The sequence below is a fragment of the Maridesulfovibrio bastinii DSM 16055 genome (assembly GCF_000429985.1).
GTDB classification, from domain to species: domain Bacteria; phylum Desulfobacterota; class Desulfovibrionia; order Desulfovibrionales; family Desulfovibrionaceae; genus Maridesulfovibrio; species Maridesulfovibrio bastinii.
The window spans coordinates 200,101-223,499 of the sequence record NZ_AUCX01000008.1; the positions used below are offsets into that span (position 1 = coordinate 200,101).

Here is a 23,399-nt window from a genome sequence, read left to right on the forward strand (position 1 = left end):
GCCGTTTTTGTATGCCTGATAAAAATATATTTTAAAATTGTGAGAACTTGAATTAAGCAGGAAGTAAAATAAATAAACTTAGTTAAGGAAAAAAAAACCTTATTGATCCACTGAATTTGCTGAAATCCAGTCTTCGGTGAGGCCGACTATAGAAATTCCTGCTTTATCTGCAAGTTTAACAGCTTCATCAAGATCAAAAAAAAGACTCTTACCGGCTTCAACTCCAAGACATGTTGCACCGGAGTCTTTCATCAGTTGGATGGTTCTAAGACCGATACTCGGCATATCTATCCGGTCTTCCTGTCCCGGTTTGAAAACTTTAACGATAGAACAGTTTTTACCACCAAGTTTACATCCGCGGCGAATCGCTTCATCCGTTCCTTCAAGAGCCTCTACTGAGCAGACTATCCCCTCACGGACAACAATTGTCTGCCCGATATCCATCCGGCCTAATTCATGGGCTACCTTCCAGCCGAAAACAAGGTCGGAAGCCTCAATCTCACTTGGTTTGCGATTGCTTATAAGCCCTTCCGGAGTCAAAAGATCCGGCGCAAAAGAATGCGGACCTATGACTTCCATATCCTCAGATTCAAATTCCGAGGCTATTGCCCTAAGCAGGGCATCATCACCCTTTGTCGCCAGCTTGAAGATAATTCTGGCAGCACGAAAATCAGGACGAACATCAAGAGCTTTCGGCTTGTTGATTGTTCCAGCCATAACCACATGGGTGACATGATTTTTTTTGAAATATTTTATGAGCTTGGTAAGTTGTCCCAGCTTTAAAAAAATAGAGTCGGAAACACTGTCCGAAACCTGTTCGTTGGAATGCCCTTTAAATAAAACAGCCACAACCCTGTGTCCCTGGGCTGCGGCTCCTTTTGCAACCAGGAGGGGGAATTGTCCCCCTCCCGCGATTAGTCCGATAGTCGTCGGTTTTTCAATCATACTGATTAATCAACAGGATAATTACGAACTTGAGCAGGACAAATGCCACGCTCACTTTCACGAATAAACTTAATAAGATTAGCAACTTCTTTTGAATCAGGAAATTCCGATTCAGCCATCTGCAATGATTCCTCACGAGTCAGGCCGGAACGGAAAATGATTCTGTAAGCTTTCTTCAACCCATTACAGGTGGGGGTATCAAAACCATGCCTTCTAAGCCCTATGGTATTAGGACCATGCAGCAGAGCTCTAACTCCGGTAGCAAGCATATACGGCGGAACATCTTTAACAAATCCGCCCATAGCTCCGAGAAACGCATAATCACCAATTCTAACAAACTGATGAATACCGGACATACCGCTGATCATAACTTTATTTCCAACTTCAACATGTCCTGCAAGGCTGGAAGCATTAGCCATAATCACATAATCTCCCACACGACAGTCATGTGCAATGTGAACGTAAGCCATCAACATGCAATTGCTGCCGACCGAGGTATAACCGTGACCCTGAGTGGTTCCGCGATGTATGGTCACATATTCGCGGATAATGTTATCATTACCAATTTCAACAGTTGTAGGCTCATTTTTAAAAGCCAGATGTTGAGGCGGTCCACCAAGAGTTGTATGGGAATGAACTGTATTTCCACTGCCCATACGGGTGTATTCCTTGATCTGTACATAAGAATCAAGAGTGCAGTTATCACCTATGACAGTATTGTCATCGATAACACAAAATGGACCGATGGAGATATTATCTCCAAGTTCGGCCTTGGGACTGACGATAGCCGTAGGGTGGATATTGTTTGCCACTACAGGCTCTCCTTATCAACGATTGCAGCGGCAACCTCAGCTTGCGCTGCTACTTCACCATTTACTGTCGCAACAGCAGACATCTTCCAGATGTGCATTTTATGACGCACATTTTTTATTTCAAGGTCAAGTCTGTCTCCCGGAACAACAGGTCTGCGAAATTTAACCTTGTCTATTCCGGTAAACAGAAAGATCTTACCTTCAGTATCAATTTCTCCGGAATTCAGAACAATCAATCCTCCGGCCTGAGCCAGAGACTCAATAATCAGAACACCAGGCATAACAGGAAGTCCCGGAAAATGACCCTGAAAAAAAGGTTCATTAACCGTTACATTCTTATAAGCCTTTATTGATTCACCTTTTTTAAGTTCGACAACCCGGTCTACAAGCAGAAAAGGATAGCGATGCGGAAGCATCTTCAGGATGTCTCTTATATTCAAATTTTCAAGTACTTCAGAACTCATACTATTTTCCTTGGTTCAACATTTCTTCCAGTTTGGCAATTCTCTTTTCAAGAGAAGAAACAGAGCGACTAATTTTCGGCAGTTTCTTTATAGAAGAATAAGATCTGAGGTAAGATCTTTTATCAAGTAAAGGGGAACCACTACCGATAAATCCTGGAGCAACATTATTTGACACTCCTGCCTGAGCACCAATTATAGCGCCATCACCGACAGAAATATTGTCTACAAGACCGGCCTGAGCTGCTATAACAACTCCGTCACCAATCTTCGTGCTCCCTGCCACACCAGACTGAGATATCAAAAGGCAGCTGGAACCTATCTGAACGTTATGAGCAACCTGCACAAGGTTATCGATTTTTGTTCCGGAACCGACTTTTGTTACATCGAGAGCGGCTCTGTCCACAGCGGCATTTGCGCCGATCTCAACCTGATCTCCGATTTCAACATTCCCGATCTGGGGAATTTTAACATGCTGTCCGGAAACCTGAGCATAGCCGAATCCATCACCACCGATAACAGCACCGGGCTGAATAATAACTCCAGCTCCGATTTTTGTACCGGCCATGATAACACAATTAGGATAAATAATGCAGCCTGCACCGATATTACAGTTTTCGCCTACATATACTCCCGAAAAAATTTTAGTGCCTGCACCAATAACTGAAGAAGCTCCGACAAAACAAAACGGATATAAAGTAGCTGTTTCGTTTACTTCAGCAGTTTCATGTACAAAGGCCAGCTCATGCTGTCCCTCAAGGCAGCCTTGAGGCTTGGAAAATATATGCATCGCACGGGCAAGATCCTGATACGGATTTTCACTGATCAAAGCTGATTCAATCTGCTCGGCATATTTCTTTTCAACCACAACAGCTGCAGCCCTTGTGGACTGCAACTGCTGTTCATATTTTTTATTCGCAAGAAAAGACAACTCGGTAGGACCAGCCTTATCAAGGGTATTCACGCCTGTGATATCCTTATCTATACCAGCCACCTCAAGACCGAGTAATCCGGCTAGTTCTGATAAAAGCATTGGACTATTTTACTCCACCGGCTTTGTAGGCTTTGTTGAATTCAACCATAATTTTTTTAGTAAGATTAGCTCCTTCATCAACATACAGGAAGCCGGCACTGGCATCAAAAATCATAGAATAGCCATTATCTTTTGCATACTTATTCACAACTTTTTCAAGAAGAGCTGAAACAGGTTTCAGCATTGCATCCTGAGCAGCCTGAAACTTTCTCTGGGTAACACGTGCAAGATCCTGATAATTACGGACCTTAGTCTTATATTCGAGCTCTTTATCCTGTCTGGCTTCCAGAGAAAGAACAAGGGCCTGTTTCTTAATTTCAGCCTGAAGACTCTTCAATTCTTCCTGTTTGGACTTAATCTCTTCAGTAGAATCTTTAAATTTAGCTTTGAGCTTAGTCTGGACAGCCTTACCAGCGTCAGAATCTCTAAGCAGAATGCCCATTGAAGCAGCTCCTATCTTTTGCGGTGCAGCAAAAGCATTCACCTGAAAACCAAGAACCAGAACCAGAACTGCAAACAAAACCTTGCGCATTTTATAATCTCCTTTATTTACCTGACATTATTTTAATACTCAAAGGTCACGTTCCTAAAAAACATATCCTTCAAGAGTCAAGCCTTATTTCTTTTAAAAGAATTGTCCCATAGAGAACTCAACTTTATGACGGCCACTGTCTTTAAGCTCATCAAGAGCATAGCCGTACTCAATACGAATCGGCCCCATAGGAGAGAACCATCTGATACCGGCACCGATGCTTTTATACATTCCAAGAAGCAAAGCATCACCATCATCCTGTTTAGTATCGTAGAAGAAGTTCTGACCATCATCCCATGTGTTACCGATATCGAAGAAACCTACACCGACAACACCATACTCTTCATTAATCGGAAATAACAATTCGAAGTTCATGAACGCCTCTTTGTTACCACCGATCCTATCACCAGAGTCGGGATCTCTGGGTGAGATCTTACGAGAGGAATATCCGCGGACGTCATTAATACCGCCAAGATAAAATCTTTCGTAAACAGGGATATCACCGTCCCCGAAGTTATCATGAATAAATCCCATCTCTCCACGCCAGTGAAAAACAAGTTCCCAGAAGACCGGAGTAAAGTAGTTCGATTCAAGCGTATACTTTACAAAGTCATCATCACCGGCCAGCGGACCACCACCCATTTCAACAGTAATCTTGTTCAAAGTACCCGTTGAGGGGTTGTAGGCCTTGTTAGTGGTATCACGCTTAAATCCGGCGGTAACAACACTGGACCAGCGGTACCCTTCATCATCTTTAATAGTGGAAGCAGCATCATCATCAACATCAGATATATAATAGTTATCCAAACGATAGTTGGTAAAGAAATCAGTATATTCACCAACCGGATAACTGGCCATTATGGTTCCACCGATGGTCTGCTTTTCATAATCGGTGAAATCTTCACTACGCCAGTAGGTCTGGGCTCCGCCGCCCCACTTGCCATCATTAATTTTAGGATTAAAGAAGGTCAATGCGTAACTGATATTACGAGAGCTCCATCCACCGTTAAGACCAAGATCCCATCCCCTTCCGAAGAGGTTATGCTCAGTAATACGGGCAGAGACAAAAACCTGATCATAAGTGGAGTATCCGATACCACCACTGATCATACCGGTATTTTTGTCCTTAACTTTTACTTTAAGATCCATTTCAGAAGGATCGCCAGTTGGAACCGGCTCAATGTCCACTTCACTGAAGAAGTCCAGTTTATTCAAACGGACAATCGAGCGCCTGAGCTTCTCTCCACTGAAAAGATCACCGTCAGCAAGCCGAAGTTCTCTTAAAATAACATTATTTCGGGTCTTGTCGTTTCCTTCAATCAGGACCCTTCTAATATGAACTTTCTGTTTTTTGGTCAGGACAAATGTGACATCAACAGTCTTTTCATCAACATGTTTATTAAACTGAATATTGGCTTCGGCGTAAGCGTATCCGTAATTTGTATAATAGTCGGATAACTTCTTCATGTCGTCACGGAGAATTGAACGATCGAGGTATTCACCATCAGCAGCCATATCGTCAGCATCAATTATTTCACGGAGCTTTTCCTGTTTGACGATCATATCGCCCTTGAAGCTGATTTTTCCGAATCTGTATCTGATTCCTTCAGAAACTCTAAAGGTCACATAAATACCATCTTCTTTGATATCAACATCAGGCTGTCCGACCTTAGCATCAACAAACCCGCGGTTACCGTAAAAAGCCATAATAGCGGCAGCATCACGGTCCAGAAGTTCTTCTTTCAAAACCCCTGTCTTTGTAAACCATGACAACCAGCCACGCTCAGTAAGTGCCAGCTGATCTTTTACTTCATCAGGATCAACCTGCTTGGCACCTTCAATCTTGATACTTTCAATATAAAGCTTCTTGCCTTCATCTATTTTGAGAGTAAGTCTGGCCTGCGCTCCGGTACCTTCAACGTCATAAGTAATTTTGGCATTATAATAACCTTCCTTACGATACATTTCACGCAAGGTATTGAGGTCATCCTGCAAAACTTTAGGGTTGAGTACTGCGCCTTTTTTGGTATTAACCGCAGCGATAATATCGTCTTTATCAATAGCATCCGCACCCTGAACTGAAATAGCCTGAATGCGTGGCTTCTCATCAACTTTAAAAATAATTTCCTTGCCGCCGCGGACATCTTTTACTGCGACCCGAACATTATCAAAATAACCTAGAGCATAAATATTTTTCAAATCGGCGTTTATTTTTTCCGGAGTAAAAATATCACCTTTTTTTAAGCCGGTACGCATAAGAATTACATCTTTATCAAGGACTTTGTTACCTTCAACCTTGATATCTGCAATTTTATCCTGACTTAAAAGCTCCATTTTAATTTTCGAAACAAGTTCATCAACAGCAGGAAGGAGGTTTATAAGCCCCTTGCGGGAAACAAAAAGCGGAACAACCGGCTTGAGCCCAAAAGCTTCAACCAGACGGACATCAAGACTGATTTCATCACCAACTTTATTAAAACTGCCGTAAATGGAATAACCGGAGTTTGAAAGCAGTGCGACTTCTTTAGCCGCAGAAATATCGAGATATTCATAGCCCTGCTTATCAATTATCTGACTTACTCTATCATGTGGAGCAACTTTAAATCCAACTTCGCTAAGCCTGTCGGCAATAAGCGTGGGCAGACTGCCCTTAAGGTATTGTGAATCAGCATCAGCATTAACTTCAAAAGAGAGGACAGCTATTGATACATCTGAGGGGGACTCAGCGGCCTGAGCATAATCCGGCGCTTTGCCGAATATAAACAAAAAAGTTGCCGCAATGAGGAAAATCAGAAATTTAGTTCTGGGCATACAGTTCTCCGGACCGCAACTCCAGCCGGCGTTTCATAATACCGGCCAAATCCATATTATGGGTAACTACAATCAGTGTCATTCCTAACTCATCATTAAGGGAGGCCAGAACATCCCCGACCATGGCCCCCGTTTTCTCATCAAGATTCCCTGTAGGTTCATCAGCAAGTAGAACCCTGGGTTTTAAAAGTATTGCCCGGGCAATGGCAACTCTTTGCCGTTCACCACCGGAAAGGGTCGTAACCCTGTGCTCAAGTCTGTTTTCAAGACCGACCAGCTTTACAGCCTGTCTGGCCATTTCCAGAGACTCGCTTCTGCATATACCTGAGACCATAGCCGGAAGAGCAACGTTCTCCATTGTGGAAAACTCCGGCAGCAGGTGATGAAACTGAAAAACAAAACCTATTTCACGGTTTCTGATAACAGCTCTCTCATCAGGAGACAAAGTCTCTAAAGTTCTTCCGGCAAAGGTAACTTTCCCTTTGCTGGCAACATCAAGTGTTCCGAGAATATGCAGCAGAGTGGTCTTTCCAGACCCTGAAGCTCCAAGAACAGCCAGAGATTCTCCACTATTGACTGCAAGGTCAATATTATCAAGAACTTTTATACTGTCAGTAGGACCTTCGAAATCTTTGCCCACTCCTTCCAGCAGATAAAGATTACTGTTACTCATATCTCAACGCCTGTGCCGGTTGCAGTTTGGCTGCCTGTCTTGCCGGATAAAGTGTGGCAAGAAAACAAAGCAGCATTGCAGCAACACCGATTAAAACCAGATCAGTTGTATCCATCTGCACCGGAAGATAATCAACTGGATATACATTGCTGGGTAGCTTAATAAACTGGTACTTTTTTAGCAACAGGGCCACGGGTATACCTATAAGGTATCCTGCAGTTGTACCAATCAGACCTATAAGTGTTCCCTGCAACATGAAAATTTTCTTTATACTGCGGCTTTTTGCCCCCATGGACATAAGCACTGCAATATCTCTTGTCTTCTGCATTACAAGCATAACCAGAGTTGTAATGATGCTGAAAGATCCAACAAGGACGATCATGGCCAGAATAATAAACATTGCCGATTTCTCAAGCTTGAGTGCGGCAAAAAGGTTGGCATTCATCTGCTGCCAGTTTCTTATGCTGACAGGGTATCCTTCCAGTTCCGTTTTAAGGTCAGCACCAATCTTGTTTACATTGTAAACATCGTCAACCCTGATTTCCAGCCCTGAAACAAAATCACGGTTGAATCCCATAAGCTCTTGTGCAGCGAGATTACTGATATAAACCAGTGAAGCATCATATTCATACATACCGGTTCTGAAAATTCCGCCAACTTTAAAGACAGTAATCTTAGGGGTAAACCCGGCCGCGCTCTTTCTCCCTGTAGGTGAAAGCAGATTAACTGTGTCTCCAATAACAAGACCAAGCCTTTTAGCCAACTGTGTTCCAAGGATAATTTCCGGAATTACAGATTTTTCCTTAAGGGAATTCATAGAACCGGAAATTATGTCTCCGGGCAGGCTGAGTACTCCGGTAGCGGAATCCGCATCAACTCCGCGCAATACGGCTCCTTTAACAGAACCGTGTGATGAGAGCATGACTTCAGAATAGATAAAGGGCGTAACTCCCGTTACGCCCGGTACCTTTCGAGCCTTGTCTATTATGTGATGGTAATTTTCGAGCTTCCCGCCGTAAGCGGTAACAATCATGTGCGCATTAACACCTAAAATTTTATCCCTGAGGTCATTGGAAAAACCATTCATAACCCCGAGGACAACAATAAGTGCGGCAACTCCAATCGCTACTCCGCATACAGCGAAAGCCGAAATAATAGAGATGAAAGAATTTCTTCTCAGTGCGAATAAATATCGCAATGCTACATAGAGTTCAAATTTCATGCGCCACCATTTCCGGAACCGATTTCGGTTCTCAGAAGCGGAAATAGTATAACTTCCCTGATGGAAGGACTATCAGTCATGAGCATTACCAGACGGTCAATACCAATACCCTGACCGGCTGCCGGAGGCATACCGTATTCAAGAGCACGGACATAGTCTTCATCCATGTAATGGGCTTCTTCATCTCCTGCATCTTTTTCCTTAACCTGTTCAAGGAACCTGCAACGCTGGTCAACAGGATCATTAAGCTCGGAAAAAGCATTGGAGATTTCACGTCCGGTAATGAAAAGTTCAAACCTGTCTGTAATATCAGGATTCTCTTCATTTCTACGTGAAAGCGGAGAGATATCCGTGGGATAATGATAAATAAAGTGAGGCTGAATTAATTTAGGTTCGACCAGTTCATCAAAAAGTTTGGCCTGAAGCTTACCGAGTTTTTCACCCTCGACAACTTTTTCACCTATTTTTTTAACAAGCTCTTTACAGCTATCATAATCATTATACTGCTCAGGAGAAATACCACCGATCTTTTCAAGAGACTCATGGAAAGTCATTCGGATCCACTTTCCGGGAGTCATATCGATAAGATCGCCCTGATATTCAACTTTAGTATCCCCGTTAACGACCTGACAGACATGTGAAAACATCTGTTCGGTCAAATCCATAAGATTTTCAAAGTTTGCATAAGCCCAGTAGAATTCAAGCATTGTGAATTCCGGGTTATGGCGAACGGAAATACCTTCGTTGCGGAAGTTACGGTTTATTTCATAAACCTTTTCAAGCCCCCCGACCAGAAGACGCTTAAGATAAAGTTCCGGCGCAATGCGCAGGTAAAGCTTCATATCAAGAGCATTATGGTGAGTTTCGAAAGGTTTAGCCGCAGCTCCACCGGGGATTGGCTGCATCATGGGGGTCTCAACTTCCATGAATCCCCTTTCATCAAGAAAACGCCTCAAAGCACTTACTATCCGGGTACGTTTCTGAAAAATTTCACGGGCACGCGGGGTTACAATGAGATCAACATACCTTTGGCGGTAACGAGTCTCAACGTCCTTTAGTCCGTGATACTTTTCAGGAAGCGGACGCATGGACTTCGAAATAAGGTCAACACTTAAGGCCTTAACGGTAAGCTCGTCTGTTTTGGTTCTGAAAAGATCGCCTTCGACACCAACTATATCGCCGATATCAAATTTTTTAAAAATGGTGTAAAGTTCGGGAGTTATATCATCCCTTGCAACATATACCTGAATTTTGCCGCTGCGGTCCTGAAGATGGAAAAAGGCAACCTTACCAAAAGAACGCAAACCGACAATTCTTCCTGCAATGCGGAATTTCTTGTCCAGTTTTTCGAGCTCTTCCTTATCGGTTTCACCATAGTTATCCCATATATATGAGACTTCCGTATCCCTACTGAAGTTATTGGGATAGAGTGGCACTCCGCTATCAAGCAAAGTACACGCCTTCTCAACCCTTGTCTTCAGAACCTGATTTAGTTCATCACGAGCCTGCAGAGCTTCGAGCATGGGCATAAAATCCTGAACATGCTCTGATTTTGTTGCAAGCTTGATCTGTTTCTTCTTTTTACCGCTCAAGTGATTAAATCTCCGTAACCGAATAAAGTCTAGAAAATTGCAAGACCCGTTGACTGCCTATGCTAATTACCCTTTGTCGTCAAGATTGTACATATTTTATGCTCCCATTCCTTTTATTCATTTTTTTTGCTTTTTTTTCAAAAAGGACTTGACCTTCATGTGACAAATCCGTAGAAAGCATCTTCGTTGCACGGCAAAAGTGTGACTTCAAATATTCCCCGGTGGCTCAATCGGCAGAGCGGGTGACTGTTAATCACTAGGTTGGGGGTTCAAGTCCCTCCCGGGGAGCCAGATTTAAACAGGCTGTTTTCTTAATTTAAGAAAACAGCCTTTTTTTTATGCGTATTACATTTATACATATAATAAAGTTGTTCCCTTGAATTATAACAATTAAAGAACATACATATATATTATACTCCCGGACAATCTAAAGGAGAATTCAAGAATCATGAACAATAATTTAGTTTTCACGGTACAGTTTGACATCAAACCCGAGTACATCAGCATATTTGAAAAATCCCTACTACATATCCTTAATAATATGTCCGCAGAGGACACCTTTGTTTCCTGCTATCTGGATAAAAATCTCAGCAACGAGACACGGTATATTCTTTATGAAATATGGAATGAGCCCAGTGTTGAAGCCTTTATTGAGAATCAGGGCAGCAAAGAATATCGTACTGAATTTAATGAAAATATAGACAACTGGACCAGCTCAGAAAAAAAAGTGACAATGCTAGCCCCTGTACAGGAATGGCATAAATAATTTATACTCTGAATGTCCTGACAGGAGCAATAAGAACAATTACTTTGAGCATAATCTAAATATGCCTTTAGTTTGACTCTAACTCTCAGAAATATTTTTTAATTTTTTTTAGAAAAGTTCTTGACGTTAGTCGATCAAATCCGTAGAAACCTCTTCGTTGCACAGCAAAAGTGCAGCCCCGAATATTCCCCGGTGGCTCAATCGGCAGAGCGGGTGACTGTTAATCACTAGGTTGGGGGTTCAAGTCCCTCCCGGGGAGCCAGATTTAAATAGGCTGTTTTCTTAATTTAAGAAAACAGCCTTTTTCTTTTCAATGAAGAAATCATACCTGCCTTAATAAATTCCACTTTATTATTCCTCGAAAAAAGTCCTCTGACATCTTGTAAGTGGACACCCTACCTGAGAATTTTGGACATCTTACTTGAGAAAAATCGTTGTCTTTGTTCTTCACGTTGGCATTTATCCTGCTATGCGTACATAAATGAGTATAAAAATCTTTAACCTTTCCCCCAGACTTCAGCGCTGAATCCTTTAATATTCTATTATGGCGGAGTATGCATACTCTGCCATATCATTTCATTTTTGCTGGATTATTAATCTACCTTCCATGCGTCTTCAGTCTTTCAGATGTCAGTATATCAGGAAACAAAAGCGGGGCGAAACCCGATGTGTGTGCTCGCGTCCGAGCGAGCGTTGTTCAAGTTCAACGCAGACACGCCAGCATTCGCAGCATCGCTCCAGCTGCCGCCCCGGATGGGAAATTTTTCTCCGTCAGTGTCATACCACAAACCACCGACCGGATTGGAGTTATTAAATGTCGGGTCAATCAGAGCTTGCATCATGCGTTGCTTATCCGAAACAGAAACCTGATAAGCGGCTGTGGATGTCAAGCCTTTCCAAGCACCGAAATAAGTATTACCTGTAGGCTTCAAAGCATCAGTACCATCCACTCCGAGTTTGGTCGTGCCTGCATCATCAGTGATAATCACGCCGGAATCGATCCAATCTCCTTCAGCTGCATTGAAGTTGTTATCTTGCTGGAGATAGAACTTTCCGCTGACAGTCTTCAATCCTCCGACCCACTCCCAGACATTGCCAACCAGCTCACAAATCCCGGCATGGGTGTTGTCATGCCGCCAGGTGACGGGTCCGGAACCGGTGAGAGTACGCGCAGTTCCGTCAGTATCACCGGGAATACCAGCATCCTGACGAACCCCAGTTTCATGCGTTTGATCATAGGCCCTGCCATAATTGGTGTTTCCTCGCGGCTGAAAACCGTTCTTGATGCACAAAAGAGCAATGGCCGCCCACTCCCAGTTGGTCATGAGGTGCCATCCAACCCCCTTAGCTGTGCAGTACCCTGATGCGGTGTCGTAATTGACAGACGCCGTCGGATCAACACCAGGAAGAGATACCGCTCTGCCCTCTTTGACCAGAGCAGGGTATTGACCGATAAAAATTTCACTCTTCTCCACGCCATCAACAATAAAAGCGGGATGAAGTCCGGTGCCAAGATCGGCGGCCACATCTTCGACGTTAAATGCTGGAATACGAACCATGTAGCTAGGATAACCCTTGTCATCATAAAGAACGGTAACTCGGCCACCTGTAGCAGCTTCTACGCTGGCACGCAGCGAGTCTTTGGAAAATACAATCATGATTTATCCCTCCTGGGAATTATTGGTAGTTGAGATATACGGCCACAGAGTTATGCTCACCGTGGTCATATCCAGGGGAGCAATCGCCTGTTCGTAAAGCTGGTTGTCCTGATCGTCGAGCACGGATTCACCGCCTTCGACTTGAGGTCTTTCAGTCACGATTTGCGCGGGGATGACGAGGCTCGCAATGTAAGCCCTGCCTTTTACGGCTCCTTCAACCAGGTTGCCCTGACCGTCCTCGCACAGGTCAACGATAACAGTTTCGCGACTCTGTCTCTGGGCGCAATCGATCTGTATGTTTCCCATTGTAACAACTTTACCCTGAACATTCGGTTCAAAATAATTCCCCGTACCAATGTATTTTTTTTGCATCAGGATATCTCCTTAGTCATTCAGTCGACTTACGGTGTAACGCACCTCAACCCGATCGGCAGCGCCGGCCAGATAGAGCTTAAATCCATTTGACAAACGATCAGCGACAAACACTTCACCAACCTGCTCGCGGCTGCCTTCATAAGAGATCACTTCTACGTCCACCTGATAGGTCGCATCTGGCAACGCATTAATTCCCACTAATTCAAATGCGGGACTTTGGGCCAGGCGGGGCCATTGTGGTTCCAGGCGACGGGTGTCAGAGATAGATACATCCTCCAATTGCGGAGCACTGCCCTCGGTTGAGCCTGCTGGAATGGTCAACCGAGCGATCTCAATACCATTATCCGGCATACCCACACCTAATTCAGTACAATCACACTGCACTGATCCATCTTCTGCCATATATAAGTAGGCGTAGCTGATTGCTGCAACGTCGCCGGTATTGCTCGGTACTGTGGCAGTATTGGTTAAAGCTGTGACAGAGTAGACCCTGCCATGAGCAAACATAATTCCGGGAGTCAGATTCAGATTGCGGGTAGCGTTGGAGCTTTTGGATACAGAGCATCCATTTTGTACTCCTCTATTATAAATGATGGTGTTGCCCTGCTGCATTCGTGTTTTTGTCAAACGCATGATTTCACGGTTAGCTAAGCCCGCTTCGGACATCGCTGCCATGATTGTAGCTACCACCATGTTCTGCATGTCCGGGTTCATGCCATCAATGTCGGCGGACATCTCATTAAGACGCGCTCCGATGGTTTTGTCGTCGCCACGCGCCCCGGCAACTTCTCCTTGAATCGCGGTCAAAGCGGTAGCGAGTGCAGTGTCATTTTCCTGTGCTGCACCGAATTGCTGATTGAACAATGCTACCGTAGCCTGTGGCGGCTGACCCGTAGAGTCGGTTTCTGGCAATGCAATTTTTTCGTTTGGTAAATTCATAATTATTATCTCCTAGAAGAGGATACGGATGCTCACATCGAATGTTTCATCCGCACCGAAAGCCTTGGCCGGGAAGGACTTGAAAGCCATCACCCGTCCTTGTCTGTCGAGCAGAGCGGCTTCGGAAATAGTTTTTCCTGCCAGATTGGTGGCCATGCCTACAGCAGTGGTAGACAGAGCATCAATTTGTTCCACTCTGGTTAACGGCACTCGGTGTATTTCATTAAACAACGCTAATCGATTTTCATATTCTATCAACGAACGAACCCCAGCCTCTGTTGTGCCACCATCGCCCAACGCGATGAATCCGGCAGCGTCAGCCGAGGCACCTCCAGCTGCCTGAGTGGCCAGTCGTTTTCGATAGTCTATTGCCAGTATTGCTTCTGCCATATTTTCCTCCTTATTGTATTGTTGCGAACGTTGTCTCAGCAGCTATGGATTCACCGATGCGCCACGTTCCATCCAAAGAGCATCCGGTCGCTCCCACTCGCCACGATCCATCCAGAGGATGATAGAGCTTACCCAGACGCGGGGCATAGCGATCAAGCCCAAGCCAGCGATCTCCATCCAGATGTAAATTTTCATTTAACCGGGCAACACGTCCAAGTCTCCGCAAGCCGTTCAGACGCCAGTACCTGCCGTCCAAACGCTGAGTGGAACCCATACGATGGGTTGCCAATGGAGTGGCGGCACGCAGGGTCGGATGCATGGCAGCCTGGCTGCACAATCCGTTACCGCCAAGGCGACGCCGACCGTCCAGTGCCCATGGAGCAACTACCTGGCCAATGCGCCAGGCCGTGCCTAACCGGCGCGATCCGTCCAGAGACACGAATCGGCCCAGCCGCGAAGGGCGCAGCGGATAATCACAAGCCCAGGCCTGACCGGTTTGCAGATCGGCTTTGCCAGCCATGGAGGCCGATTGCCGGACCTTAGTTTTGCTACCGGTAAAGGCGATGATTTGACCTGGGCCGAGCCGCCAGGAGCCGTCCAGAGACAACCACATGGTGTTCAGCCGAGGCAGGACGCGCATAAGCGCATCGCCGGGAGTGGCCGTAGTTGTTAAAGCGCAGATGTCGCGCTGACCTATGGCTCGTTCCGGCAGAGTTGTCGCCACATCCGAGAAACGCCAGGAGCCGTCCAGATGGCGCTGGCCGTCCAGAGCGATCTGCACGATTCGGCCCAGCCTCCAGGAACCATTGAGGCGTGCTGTCAGCTCATGGCGGGGTGCCGCTGCCGCAACAGTGACCAGACTGGAGTACAGCACTTTGAGGTCGAATTCGGCGAAGGTGGATAACCAGACCAGAAAAACGGGCATGGACCGAGCCGGTTTATATTCGTAAACAACGTCGCGGACCTGTTCGTACCAATTTGAATCAACAGCGGTGGCCACATTGCAGCGCACACCGAATTCAGCCCATTGCAGATTGTTTAAAATCGCTCTGGCCAGCCTCCAGGTTCCGTCGAGTTGCAGCGATCCATCCAGACGCGACATATTTGCTACCTGATCTCCCGGCTCAATAATTTGAACGGAAATCCCGAGCATAGAGAGAATTTGCTCAATGCCAGCCCGGCGACCGCCTAAACGGTGAAAGGCCATGGCTCGGCTAACCCGTGTGCGCCACATATCGTCTGACTCACTGTGCAACCGTCGCAATCCCCGACTGTCAGCGTGCCTTCCCAGATACTGCCTTTCGCATTTATCAGGGCTGAACTGGTCCCGCAGCCAGCGCATGGCAGTCAGAGTCTCGTCGAGAGTGGCAGCTCCGCCTTCGCAGAGCGCAGAGAGCATCCCCGGCGTGCGTCCGTGGATCAGCGGCCAGCGCAAACACTGAATATATCGCCACATGGGGCTAACGCTCATCAGCCCACCTCGTAGTTAGTGTCAGGCTGTCGAGCACGGCCAGACCGTCGGCAGGCACAACCGTGTCTGCAACAGGCGATGAAAATTTGATGTTCTTAATAGTGTCGGCGGTGGACATGATGGTGCTGATCAGTAAGTCCATGGGTACGTCCTGCCCGATCTGCAATGGGGCAACACCGAGGTCGTTAGGGTCTAGAAATAAAGCCCGAACCCGCGAATCTGCATCCGTCAGTATCTGCGTTTCATCCCCAGAAACCAAAACAAGTTCCGCAATGATGGCCAGATGGACCGGCCGAGGACCACGCACCAGAGCATTATCGTTGATCGGTCGATTCTCCTCGACAACTTCGTCCACAGCCTCCAGCAGCTCCTGGGTCGGCAGACCGGCAGAGCCTTTGACTATGACGTCAACAGTGCCCTGACCTCGTGGATGGTTGTCTATTATGGCAGCAGCAATCACACCTGGTACACTGAGAGCCCAGCTTTTATAAGCATGCAACGTGGTCCCGCTTACATCCTGCCAAGCTAGGCGATAGCGCTCCTGCAACTGGAGATCGGTCTCGACATCAACGCCTTCAGTCATCAACCAATCCGATTCGTTGGTCACTGAGCCGATGCCGGGGATGGCAATGACTATTTCCCTGATCTGTCCGGGAGTAACGTTGGAGGCTGATCCATACTCCTCGGCCTCAACCGGCGCGAGGACGCGCTCCTGTCCCTCGGGTAAAATTACTTCAGTAGTGATTGCGAAACGATAGCTTATCCCTTGTCCATCAATGGGCGTGCGCATGATGCGCCCTCTCGGTATGATAATATTTCCCAGCTCCACATCATCCCTGAAAAAGACAACCGTACCCACGGTTTTGGTTGCTGGTTTGCGGGTCAGGCCTACCTGGGCTGCGTGCAGATCTAACCAAGCTCCAGTGGCAGATTCTGGAAAAGCCTGATTGAGAATGGAGACCAGCACCAGATAAAGCTGATATAGGCACCAGTTCCAGATTTCGAGCAGTCCGCGAATGACCCCCTTGTTGAGATTAAGACGAGCGGGCAACCAACCCTTGGCTGCGTATTTATTCTGGACCGCATTGATCCTGGCAAACATAGCTTCGCGGATTTCATCGAGAGTTTTTTTAACGGGCACTGACATCACGCACCACCAGAACTATATCGTTTAGACCACCAACGGAAAAAACCAGATTGTAGCAATGATTGATATCAATGAATTGCCACTGAGCTTGGGCCGTAATCCCGGCTTCATTCCAAGAGACCACGTTACAAGTAGGCGAAGTGGGCACGATGAGCGGGTCATCCTGCAGCCGCTTGACAACTTCGGCTTCAAATGCGATCCGCGCGGACAAACTATTCTCCTCCTTGATCCACTCATGAAGTAAAGAACCGAAATTAGTGTCGTAAAAAAGCGTACCCAGAGGCGTGCTCAACCGCAGTAGTACATCCTGCAGCCCGGTATCCACATCAGAACTCAATATCAATTCACCATTGGCGGCCACGCGGGGAACCAATCCCTCAAAAGCCAGTGCTATATCGTCAGAAAAAACAGACATTAGTCTTGCTCCAGATCGCCGTAGATCTTACCGCTGACATATAAATCACCATTTACTGTTGAGGTACCATTTATGGTCTGAGGACCATCCAAAACATAACTCCCGTTTTGTTTTGTATGAGCTGATTTAGTTTCATTTCCCGGAACACCGCCGGTTCCACATGCGTTCAGGTCGCCAATCTGGTTTATGATAGGAGCCTTAATTGTTGCATTTTCACCGGCAATTATTGTCCACGACTTACCAACGGTTATCTCATCATTTTCGCCGATCTTTCCGGAGCGGTTGGCCGGAGTCAGGGTGATAACATTGCTCTGAGCATCAATCTTAATGGATACGCCCGGTGTCTGCTGAATGATAAAAGCATCCACCTCGCAGTCTGGGGCCTGATTATTCTTCCAACGAAAATTGCTGATTCTTGGAAAATCCGGGTCACCATCATAGTATTCGAGATCGCAGAGTGTGTCGGGTGCCGGAGGGCAGACTATTCCGCGCTTGGCACCGCCCCATATAATAGGAATTTCAACATGAGGTATCACCGGCTCGTTGCTGTTTACTGATTCGTCATTGCGCAGAGGCTGAACGTCAGCCCAATAACGACCATCACTGGGGTATGTCCGCACAACCTTGGCCTTGCGGACTACGCGATAATAAGCGCGCAAATCAGGCATGGCGAGTTCCACCACGCGCTTGAGAAGGGTCAGCAGATTAGTATCGGCCATATTCTTCTCCATAGCCCAGCCTGGTGCGTGCCGAAGTTGGTGTTATTTCATGGAGCACCCGCAGAGCCCGGAATTGATCGTCAATACCGCGCCGGGTATCCTGAAGTAAAAATTTATGGGAGTGCAGCATGTCAGGAAGCAGAAAAGTCTCCACCTCTCCCATAGAGTGAGGAGCCGCAGAGGGGATATGCCTGATCAGCCCGGCTGCAGTAGCTATTTCGGGCATAGACCCGTCTTCATCATGGTCGCCCCAATGCACGCCGTCAGCCCCCAGCCAGAGCGCCCAATGAGACATATCCAGGCCGTGTGCCTGCTCAGCGGATCTGGCCACCTGGCGGGCGAGTTGCCAGACCGAAACCGTAGACGCGACCACATGGCGCAGCTTTACGCCAGTTGAATCAATCTGCCCTACGGGCAGCCCGGACTGCCGGACCGCCCAGGCGATAACCGCTTCCGGGCTTTCGTTTTCCCAGGTCTGGCAGATTGTTGTGATAACCAAAGGCAGCGCGTTGCAGACACAACGTACCCGGAGCTGGTCGCGTCGCTCAGCGCCTTCCGTGCTCGAAACAGTTCCGGTCCATACTCCTGCTGGTTGATCTCGATATCCAAACGATAGTTTGACCGGCTGGCCGATGGCGATGCTTTGGACCAGTTGACCATGTGCATCCGGCAGCTCGACCACCGCACGCGATAAGGGGCGATGGCGCTCGGAATTGATCAGGATACGCGGGGCGCGGTCAGCAAGGACGGCACCGATGCTGATCCGGGTACGCAGGCCGGACAATGTAGCCATTACTCCACATCAACCATCAGTCGCTGATCCACATCAACCTCTGCGGCAGATGTTGATGGCGCGGCCCCGGTTGCGGCCGCGCGCACTTCAGTTTTGACCACGGGAGGATTGTGCTCGGAAAATTTGAGACTCGCGTTGATGATATCGTCCTGATCCGTCTCGCTGGATTCCAGACCGTCAAAGACCACCTCACTTATGCCCCGAGCCAGTAGGTGCGGGTTGGCCACCCGCAAGACCATGGGATTGCCGCTGCTGTCCTGCCCACTAAACCAGCCGTTAATAATCCGTAGTTTGTCGTAGCAGGTGCTTTCATCCTCGCTAGTCAGGGCTAGCGACAAGATTATAGAATCATCTTCCCAGCCGAGTGGAGTCTTGGTTTTGCCGGACAGGCCATCCTGTTCGGCAAGATCGTAACGGACCTGACCTCGAACACTCAGAGAAGTGAGCAGACCTGGCAAACAGATTCCGTCCAGAAAAATGGCACCATGGGCAAAGGAAAGTACGGCATCAGCCATCGTGTTCCTCCACAATCGCTAAGAGTTCGCGGCGGAAATCGTTTACGTCCGACACGCCAGGCAGGTTTAAATTTTGAATGGAGATGGTGACATTTTTTCCGTGGTCCTTACCCCTGGGCAGCGTAACAGCCGAATTATGTCCTGCCGGAACTGGTCTGCTCGAATTGGCTACATTGGGCAGCTCCGGGGACGGAATCTGCGGCATCTGCACTGATTCTGCCTGCCAGGACGCTGAGGCTGATAAATCCGGCAATGTCGGAGCCTGAATATCTTGAGCCTGCCATGCAGCATTGGCCGTAAGGTCAGGCAGGGCCGGAGCTTGCACAGCCTGCGTTTGCCAGGCTGCACTGGCTGAAAGATCGGATAGCACTGAAGCCTGAACTGGCTGTGTCTGCCATGCGGCCTTAGCGGCCTGGTCGGGCAGAACCGGAGCCTGAATCGACTGTGTCTGCCATGCGGCACTAGCAGCCAGATCGGGCAGAACCGGAGTTTGCACCGGTTGTGTCTGCCATGCGGCCTTAGCAGCCAGATCGGTCAAGATCGGAGTCTGAACCGGCTGTGTCTGCCACGCGGAATTTGCAGTCAGGTCGGTTAAAACCGGAGCCTGCACCGGTTGTGTCTGCCATGCGGCCTTAGCAGCCAGATCGGTCAAGATCGGAGTCTGAACCGGCTGTGCCTGCCATGCGGCACTAGCAGCCAGATCGGGCAGAACCGGAGCCTGCACCGGCTGTGTCTGCCATGCGGCCTTAGCAGCTAGACTGGGCAGTGCCGGAGCCTGCACCGGTTGTGTCTGAACGACATGTGCGGGCGGGATCTGCGGTTGTATTTCAGCATTGGCCGCAGCAACCGGACTCACTGCCAGAGATACCCCGGCCAGTGCTCCGGCGGCGGTATGGGCCAATCTGGGTGCGATTGTTTGAGCTCCAGCGCTCAGACTGCCTAATATAGATTGGTTACCGACAACAGGTTCTTCCGTATCATTAGAAAACGGCCACAAATCTCGGATTTTATCAAAAACAGATGTCACTGCATCAACCGGTGCCATGATCATGCTTTTAATGCCGTCTACCAGTGTCCCTATTAATTTTGCCCCGGCGTCTCGCAGAGAGAGACCGTCAAAAAATGATGTGATGCCGCTGAAGGCCTGAATCAGCCAACCCACGGGAGTCAGATTGAGAAATGCCCACTTAATGCCGTCAGTCATCATGCTCAGACCGCTTAGAACACCGTCCCATAATCCGCCGAAGAAGGAGAGTATGCCCTGAAACACACTGCCGATAATGGTCCCGAAAGAAGGTAAATAGGATGCCAGACCGACCAGTGCCTTGAGGACCAGCCCGACAATTTTGATGACGAGCGTCAACGGAGTCAGGGCAATGCGGATTGCCGTACCCAGCACCCAGAACGCCGCCCGTACCACAGAGCCGACAATCGTGCCGAGCGTCCGCCACGGTCCGGCGTCCGTTGCCGAAATTACCTTGCCAAACATTCCGGAGATGGAGCCCAAAATGGAGAACAGTGAGGAAAACGCATCTCCCAAAGCATTGATAACAGGGAGAAAAGCACTGCTGATCATCGACCAGACCCCGGACAGAGCGGAGCTGAAGCCCTCAGACACGGCCATAACGCGATAAATAACACGTGAAATGATGGTTACAACACCGAGTAGCCCGGCGGTTTCAATGTCCGCAGCCAGTTCGCCCTTGATTTCCCCAACACCATTCTGCACGCTACCCAGTACCGCGCGCACTCCGGCGGCAACCAGAGAAACCTTGTCCCAGATCCCGTTAAAAAAATCCGCAATGCCTCCAAAATTTGTTTTGAATGCGAGCCAAAGTGCAGCCACAGCCGCGATAACCAGCCAGATAGGCCAGGTGATCGCCGCCACGGCAGCCCCCACCGGAGCCATAGCCACAGTTACTGCGGACATGCCCGCCGCCAGCAACCAGGACGCGGCCGCATACGCAACAACAGCCAGCACACCCATGGCCAGCACAGATGTGATCTGGATAATGGTGCGGCCCACCATAGTTCCGGCTAGCTTTTGTAACCCGATAATCAAAGGAGATAGCGCGCTTATGATCAAATTGAGCGTTGGAGCAAAAGCATTGCCGATGATCTCGACCAGATTGTGGATTTGCTGCCCGATCTTGGCCATAGTTGCACCAAGGTCATTATTCATAGTCTCAGCCATCTTGCGTGTGAAACCATCGCCTTGGGCCATAGCTGCAGCTACATCACTGATTCCGCCGCAGAGCTGACTAGTTTTGGAATAGAGCAGGTCGAGGTATGCAACAGCTTCATCCGTACCAAAGGCCTTCTTGATATCCATCTTCTCGGCGGCGGACATGGTGGGACCAAATTTGCCCCGAAGCTTATCCAGAATGGCCGTTGTCGAGAGCAGTTGCCCGTTGGAGTCCAGAAAGGACAGACCCAACTTTTCCCCGGCACCAGCAGCTGCATTTAGAAATGCTTTGTACTTGGTTGCTGCCTCAGCACCAGGCATGGTGGCCTGCAAGGTACCTAGAATGGCCAACTGCTCTTCCAGAGGAACATTGGCATTGGTCGCTGTTGCTCCCAACGAGCTGATAGACTGTGACATCTGCGAGCCATTTGTTTTGAAGGACTTCACGCTGGCCGCGATTCCGGCTGAAAACATCTCCCCGAACTGCACATCGCTCATCTGTGAGTAATAGCCTTTGTAGATGCCGTAGCCTGTGGCAAAGAGGCTGGTCATCTCGCCGACTGTGGCCTTGGTGGCCTTGGCTGTCAGCGCGGATAAACTGGTGAATCCGGCAACCCCGGCATCGGTTAATGAGCTGATACCGCTCTTGATGTCGTATGCCGCGTAGAGAAAATCGGGCTTTGTCGTGCCGCTGAACTCATTGGAGAAAGCAGTGGCGGCATTCTCTAGAGCTGCAAAATCTCGAATACCGACGCTACTCAATTCCCCCAGTGCTTTTTGCGTTGGCACAGTTGCCATAGCCGTTCCAGCAAGAGAAGCAATAACGCCCCCGGCCACAGCCACCAGAGGCAGCATACCCTTGGCCAGATCTCTCATGCGCGAGTCCAGTGCGCTGGCAGATGATCCAACTTTACCCATCTGCGCCTGAATGCTTCGCAGCGGCTGTGTCACCATATCCACCAGCGACATACTCGCAAGAACAGAAAAAACTTCCATTATTTTGCTCCCATAATCTTTGCCATCATTTCCCAGTAGCGCCTCTCTAGCCATATTGCTTCGGATAATGCATCAAGCAACTCATCCCAATCGTCTGGCGGATTGCGGTGAAGCCAATGCCGAATTAGGGCCGCCCATTGCCCCATGGGGTTTTGAGCAACCCTCTCAATTAGTTTCCCAGTTCGCCGAATCCGACAGATTTAAGTAGCTCCCCGCCGAATGTGGCCGAAAGGCCAGGGTATGCCTTGAGGTATTCTACCAACGCTTCTTTATCCTCGGGATGCACTGTGTCAGTAAGTAGAGTGCGATAACCGCGCGCTGCGTCTTTAAGTGCACTCTTCTGCATTCTGGCCACCTGCGGGGCTGATGGGCGTTTGAACCTTACAGAAATGCATATATCGTCTTCGGCAAAACGGTCATAAAATTGGTGTTCCAGGGCTACATATTTTTCATCACTCATAATGTCCTCGTGTAAGTTAAAGATTAAATGCCCAAAGAGCCGTTGCGACCACTGGTGTAGGCGGGTATTCCATTCCATTTGATTGGTGAGAGAATAATAAAATCAAGTTTTACTGTGCCCGCATTGTCGTCTTCCTGCTGTGAAGAGGTATCCACTTTAGTGATCAGTACGTCCGGCAGAGTGTCGGTGATCACCGGCTGATCCTGGTTGGCATAGCTGATCACGATGACGAATGGGGCCTTGGTGTATACACTGCCCCCCAGTCCCACACGCAGACGTTCAAACTCGTCTTTATCCAGGGTACCCGAGCCGGTCGCCTTGTAATTTTTGCGTCCGAAAGCTCTGGGGATAGAGCCTTTACCATAACGGGCCTCAATGCCGCGTTCGTCGGTATAACCGATGTCGGTCAAGCCCACGGTCACGCCGTGGGGTAATTGAACTTCAACGGACTCCCAGTCGTAAAGATTGCCGTTAATAGCCATATTTTCT

24 protein-coding genes, 2 tRNA genes and 1 pseudogene are annotated in these 23,399 nt (G+C 48.1%); 4 read left to right on the forward strand and 23 right to left on the reverse strand.

Annotated elements, in window-relative coordinates:
* Nucleotides 1–99 precede the first annotated feature (99 nt).
* From G496_RS0104195 to lysS, 9 genes are all read right to left on the reverse strand, one after another.
* The gene (locus G496_RS0104195; protein ID WP_027178181.1) at nt 100–945 is read right to left on the reverse strand and encodes an LpxI family protein; all 846 of its coding nucleotides are present in this window, start codon (nt 943–945) and stop codon (nt 100–102) included.
* A gap of 5 nt (nt 946–950) precedes the next feature.
* Nucleotides 951–1,757 carry an acyl-ACP--UDP-N-acetylglucosamine O-acyltransferase gene (gene lpxA, locus G496_RS0104200; RefSeq protein ID WP_027178182.1) on the reverse strand — a complete coding sequence of 269 codons (807 nt, stop codon included), beginning with the start codon at nt 1,755–1,757 and terminating at the stop codon, nt 951–953.
* A complete protein-coding gene (gene fabZ / locus G496_RS0104205; RefSeq protein ID WP_027178183.1) occupies nt 1,757–2,221 on the reverse strand; it encodes a 3-hydroxyacyl-ACP dehydratase FabZ in 465 nt (154 codons plus the stop codon). The genes lpxA and fabZ overlap by 1 nt, the downstream gene beginning before the upstream one ends.
* 1 nt (nt 2,222) lies before the next feature.
* On the reverse strand, nt 2,223–3,251 hold the full coding sequence (gene lpxD / locus G496_RS0104210; RefSeq protein WP_027178184.1) for a UDP-3-O-(3-hydroxymyristoyl)glucosamine N-acyltransferase: 1,029 nt from the start codon (nt 3,249–3,251) through the stop codon (nt 2,223–2,225).
* Between the two features lie 4 nt (nt 3,252–3,255).
* A complete protein-coding gene (locus G496_RS0104215; protein ID WP_027178185.1) occupies nt 3,256–3,783 on the reverse strand; it encodes an OmpH/Skp family outer membrane protein in 528 nt (175 codons plus the stop codon).
* 93 nt (nt 3,784–3,876) lie between these two features.
* Nucleotides 3,877–6,594 carry an outer membrane protein assembly factor BamA gene (gene bamA / locus G496_RS0104220; protein ID WP_027178186.1) on the reverse strand — a complete coding sequence of 906 codons (2,718 nt, stop codon included), beginning with the start codon at nt 6,592–6,594 and terminating at the stop codon, nt 3,877–3,879.
* On the reverse strand, nt 6,581–7,267 hold the full coding sequence (locus G496_RS0104225) for an ABC transporter ATP-binding protein (RefSeq protein ID WP_027178187.1): 687 nt from the start codon (nt 7,265–7,267) through the stop codon (nt 6,581–6,583). The genes bamA and G496_RS0104225 overlap by 14 nt, the downstream gene beginning before the upstream one ends.
* A complete protein-coding gene (locus G496_RS0104230; protein ID WP_027178188.1) occupies nt 7,260–8,489 on the reverse strand; it encodes a lipoprotein-releasing ABC transporter permease subunit in 1,230 nt (409 codons plus the stop codon). The genes G496_RS0104225 and G496_RS0104230 overlap by 8 nt, the downstream gene beginning before the upstream one ends.
* A complete protein-coding gene (gene lysS, locus G496_RS0104235; protein ID WP_034632375.1) occupies nt 8,486–10,012 on the reverse strand; it encodes a lysine--tRNA ligase in 1,527 nt (508 codons plus the stop codon). The genes G496_RS0104230 and lysS overlap by 4 nt, the downstream gene beginning before the upstream one ends.
* Nucleotides 10,013–10,296: 284 nt before the next feature.
* On the opposite strand from lysS, the gene G496_RS0104240 reads away from it, so the two are divergent.
* The 3 genes from G496_RS0104240 (at nt 10,297) to G496_RS0104250 (ending at nt 11,109) form a co-directional block, all read left to right on the forward strand.
* Nucleotides 10,297–10,372 (forward strand) — tRNA-Asn (locus G496_RS0104240).
* A 157-nt stretch (nt 10,373–10,529) separates the two neighbouring features.
* On the forward strand, nt 10,530–10,847 hold the full coding sequence (locus G496_RS0104245; RefSeq protein WP_027178190.1) for a putative quinol monooxygenase: 318 nt from the start codon (nt 10,530–10,532) through the stop codon (nt 10,845–10,847).
* Between the two features lie 186 nt (nt 10,848–11,033).
* Nucleotides 11,034–11,109 (forward strand) — tRNA-Asn (locus G496_RS0104250).
* Nucleotides 11,110–11,485: 376 nt separating this feature from the next.
* Here G496_RS0104250 and G496_RS0104255 read toward each other — a convergent pair.
* The 6 genes and pseudogenes from G496_RS0104255 to G496_RS21620 all read right to left on the reverse strand — a co-directional run.
* Nucleotides 11,486–12,505, reverse strand: coding sequence for an SUMF1/EgtB/PvdO family nonheme iron enzyme (locus G496_RS0104255; RefSeq protein WP_034632310.1), 1,020 nt, complete (start codon nt 12,503–12,505; stop codon nt 11,486–11,488).
* Nucleotides 12,506–12,508: 3 nt separating this feature from the next.
* On the reverse strand, nt 12,509–12,877 hold the full coding sequence (locus G496_RS0104260) for a hypothetical protein (protein WP_027178192.1): 369 nt from the start codon (nt 12,875–12,877) through the stop codon (nt 12,509–12,511).
* Nucleotides 12,878–12,889: 12 nt separating this feature from the next.
* Nucleotides 12,890–13,819 (reverse strand): hypothetical protein, encoded by a 930-nt coding sequence (locus G496_RS0104265; protein ID WP_027178193.1) that lies wholly within the window; start codon nt 13,817–13,819, stop codon nt 12,890–12,892.
* Between the two features lie 12 nt (nt 13,820–13,831).
* Complete coding sequence (locus G496_RS0104270; protein WP_027178194.1) at nt 13,832–14,209, reverse strand: hypothetical protein; 378 nt, start codon at nt 14,207–14,209, stop codon at nt 13,832–13,834.
* Nucleotides 14,210–14,219: 10 nt separating this feature from the next.
* Nucleotides 14,220–14,729: a hypothetical protein gene (locus G496_RS21400; RefSeq protein WP_245577862.1), complete on the reverse strand. Its 510-nt coding sequence runs from the start codon at nt 14,727–14,729 to the stop codon at nt 14,220–14,222.
* A 468-nt stretch (nt 14,730–15,197) separates the two neighbouring features.
* Nucleotides 15,198–15,500 (reverse strand): annotated as a pseudogene (locus tag G496_RS21620) (phage tail protein); the annotation flags it as partial.
* On the opposite strand from G496_RS21620, the gene G496_RS21405 reads away from it, so the two are divergent.
* Entirely contained in the window at nt 15,415–15,651 is a 237-nt protein-coding gene (locus tag G496_RS21405; protein ID WP_245577863.1) for a hypothetical protein, read from the forward strand. The pseudogene G496_RS21620 and the gene G496_RS21405 overlap by 86 nt on opposite strands.
* Nucleotides 15,652–15,669: 18 nt before the next feature.
* Here G496_RS21405 and G496_RS0104280 read toward each other — a convergent pair whose 3' ends face one another.
* The 8 genes from G496_RS0104280 to G496_RS18795 form a co-directional block, all read right to left on the reverse strand.
* Nucleotides 15,670–16,827, reverse strand: coding sequence for a baseplate J/gp47 family protein (locus tag G496_RS0104280; RefSeq protein WP_027178195.1), 1,158 nt, complete (start codon nt 16,825–16,827; stop codon nt 15,670–15,672).
* Nucleotides 16,811–17,242, reverse strand: a complete 432-nt coding sequence (locus G496_RS0104285) for a hypothetical protein (protein WP_027178196.1) — start codon at nt 17,240–17,242, stop codon at nt 16,811–16,813. Before G496_RS0104285 ends, G496_RS0104280 begins: the two co-directional genes overlap by 17 nt.
* A complete protein-coding gene (locus G496_RS0104290) occupies nt 17,242–17,961 on the reverse strand; it encodes a hypothetical protein (RefSeq protein WP_027178197.1) in 720 nt (239 codons plus the stop codon). The genes G496_RS0104285 and G496_RS0104290 overlap by 1 nt, the downstream gene beginning before the upstream one ends.
* Nucleotides 17,948–18,256, reverse strand: coding sequence for a hypothetical protein (locus tag G496_RS21320; protein ID WP_211233827.1), 309 nt, complete (start codon nt 18,254–18,256; stop codon nt 17,948–17,950). The genes G496_RS0104290 and G496_RS21320 overlap by 14 nt, the downstream gene beginning before the upstream one ends.
* 497 nt (nt 18,257–18,753) lie before the next feature.
* Complete coding sequence (locus G496_RS0104300) at nt 18,754–19,284, reverse strand: hypothetical protein (RefSeq protein ID WP_027178199.1); 531 nt, start codon at nt 19,282–19,284, stop codon at nt 18,754–18,756.
* Nucleotides 19,262–22,450, reverse strand: a complete 3,189-nt coding sequence (locus G496_RS0104305) for a phage tail tape measure protein (protein ID WP_027178200.1) — start codon at nt 22,448–22,450, stop codon at nt 19,262–19,264. The genes G496_RS0104300 and G496_RS0104305 overlap by 23 nt, the downstream gene beginning before the upstream one ends.
* 169 nt (nt 22,451–22,619) lie before the next feature.
* Nucleotides 22,620–22,988: a DUF6848 family protein gene (locus G496_RS21600; protein ID WP_342665372.1), complete on the reverse strand. Its 369-nt coding sequence runs from the start codon at nt 22,986–22,988 to the stop codon at nt 22,620–22,622.
* Nucleotides 22,934–23,392 (reverse strand): hypothetical protein, encoded by a 459-nt coding sequence (locus tag G496_RS18795; protein WP_051294823.1) that lies wholly within the window; start codon nt 23,390–23,392, stop codon nt 22,934–22,936. Before G496_RS18795 ends, G496_RS21600 begins: the two co-directional genes overlap by 55 nt.
* Between the last annotated feature and the right edge of the window lie 7 nt (nt 23,393–23,399).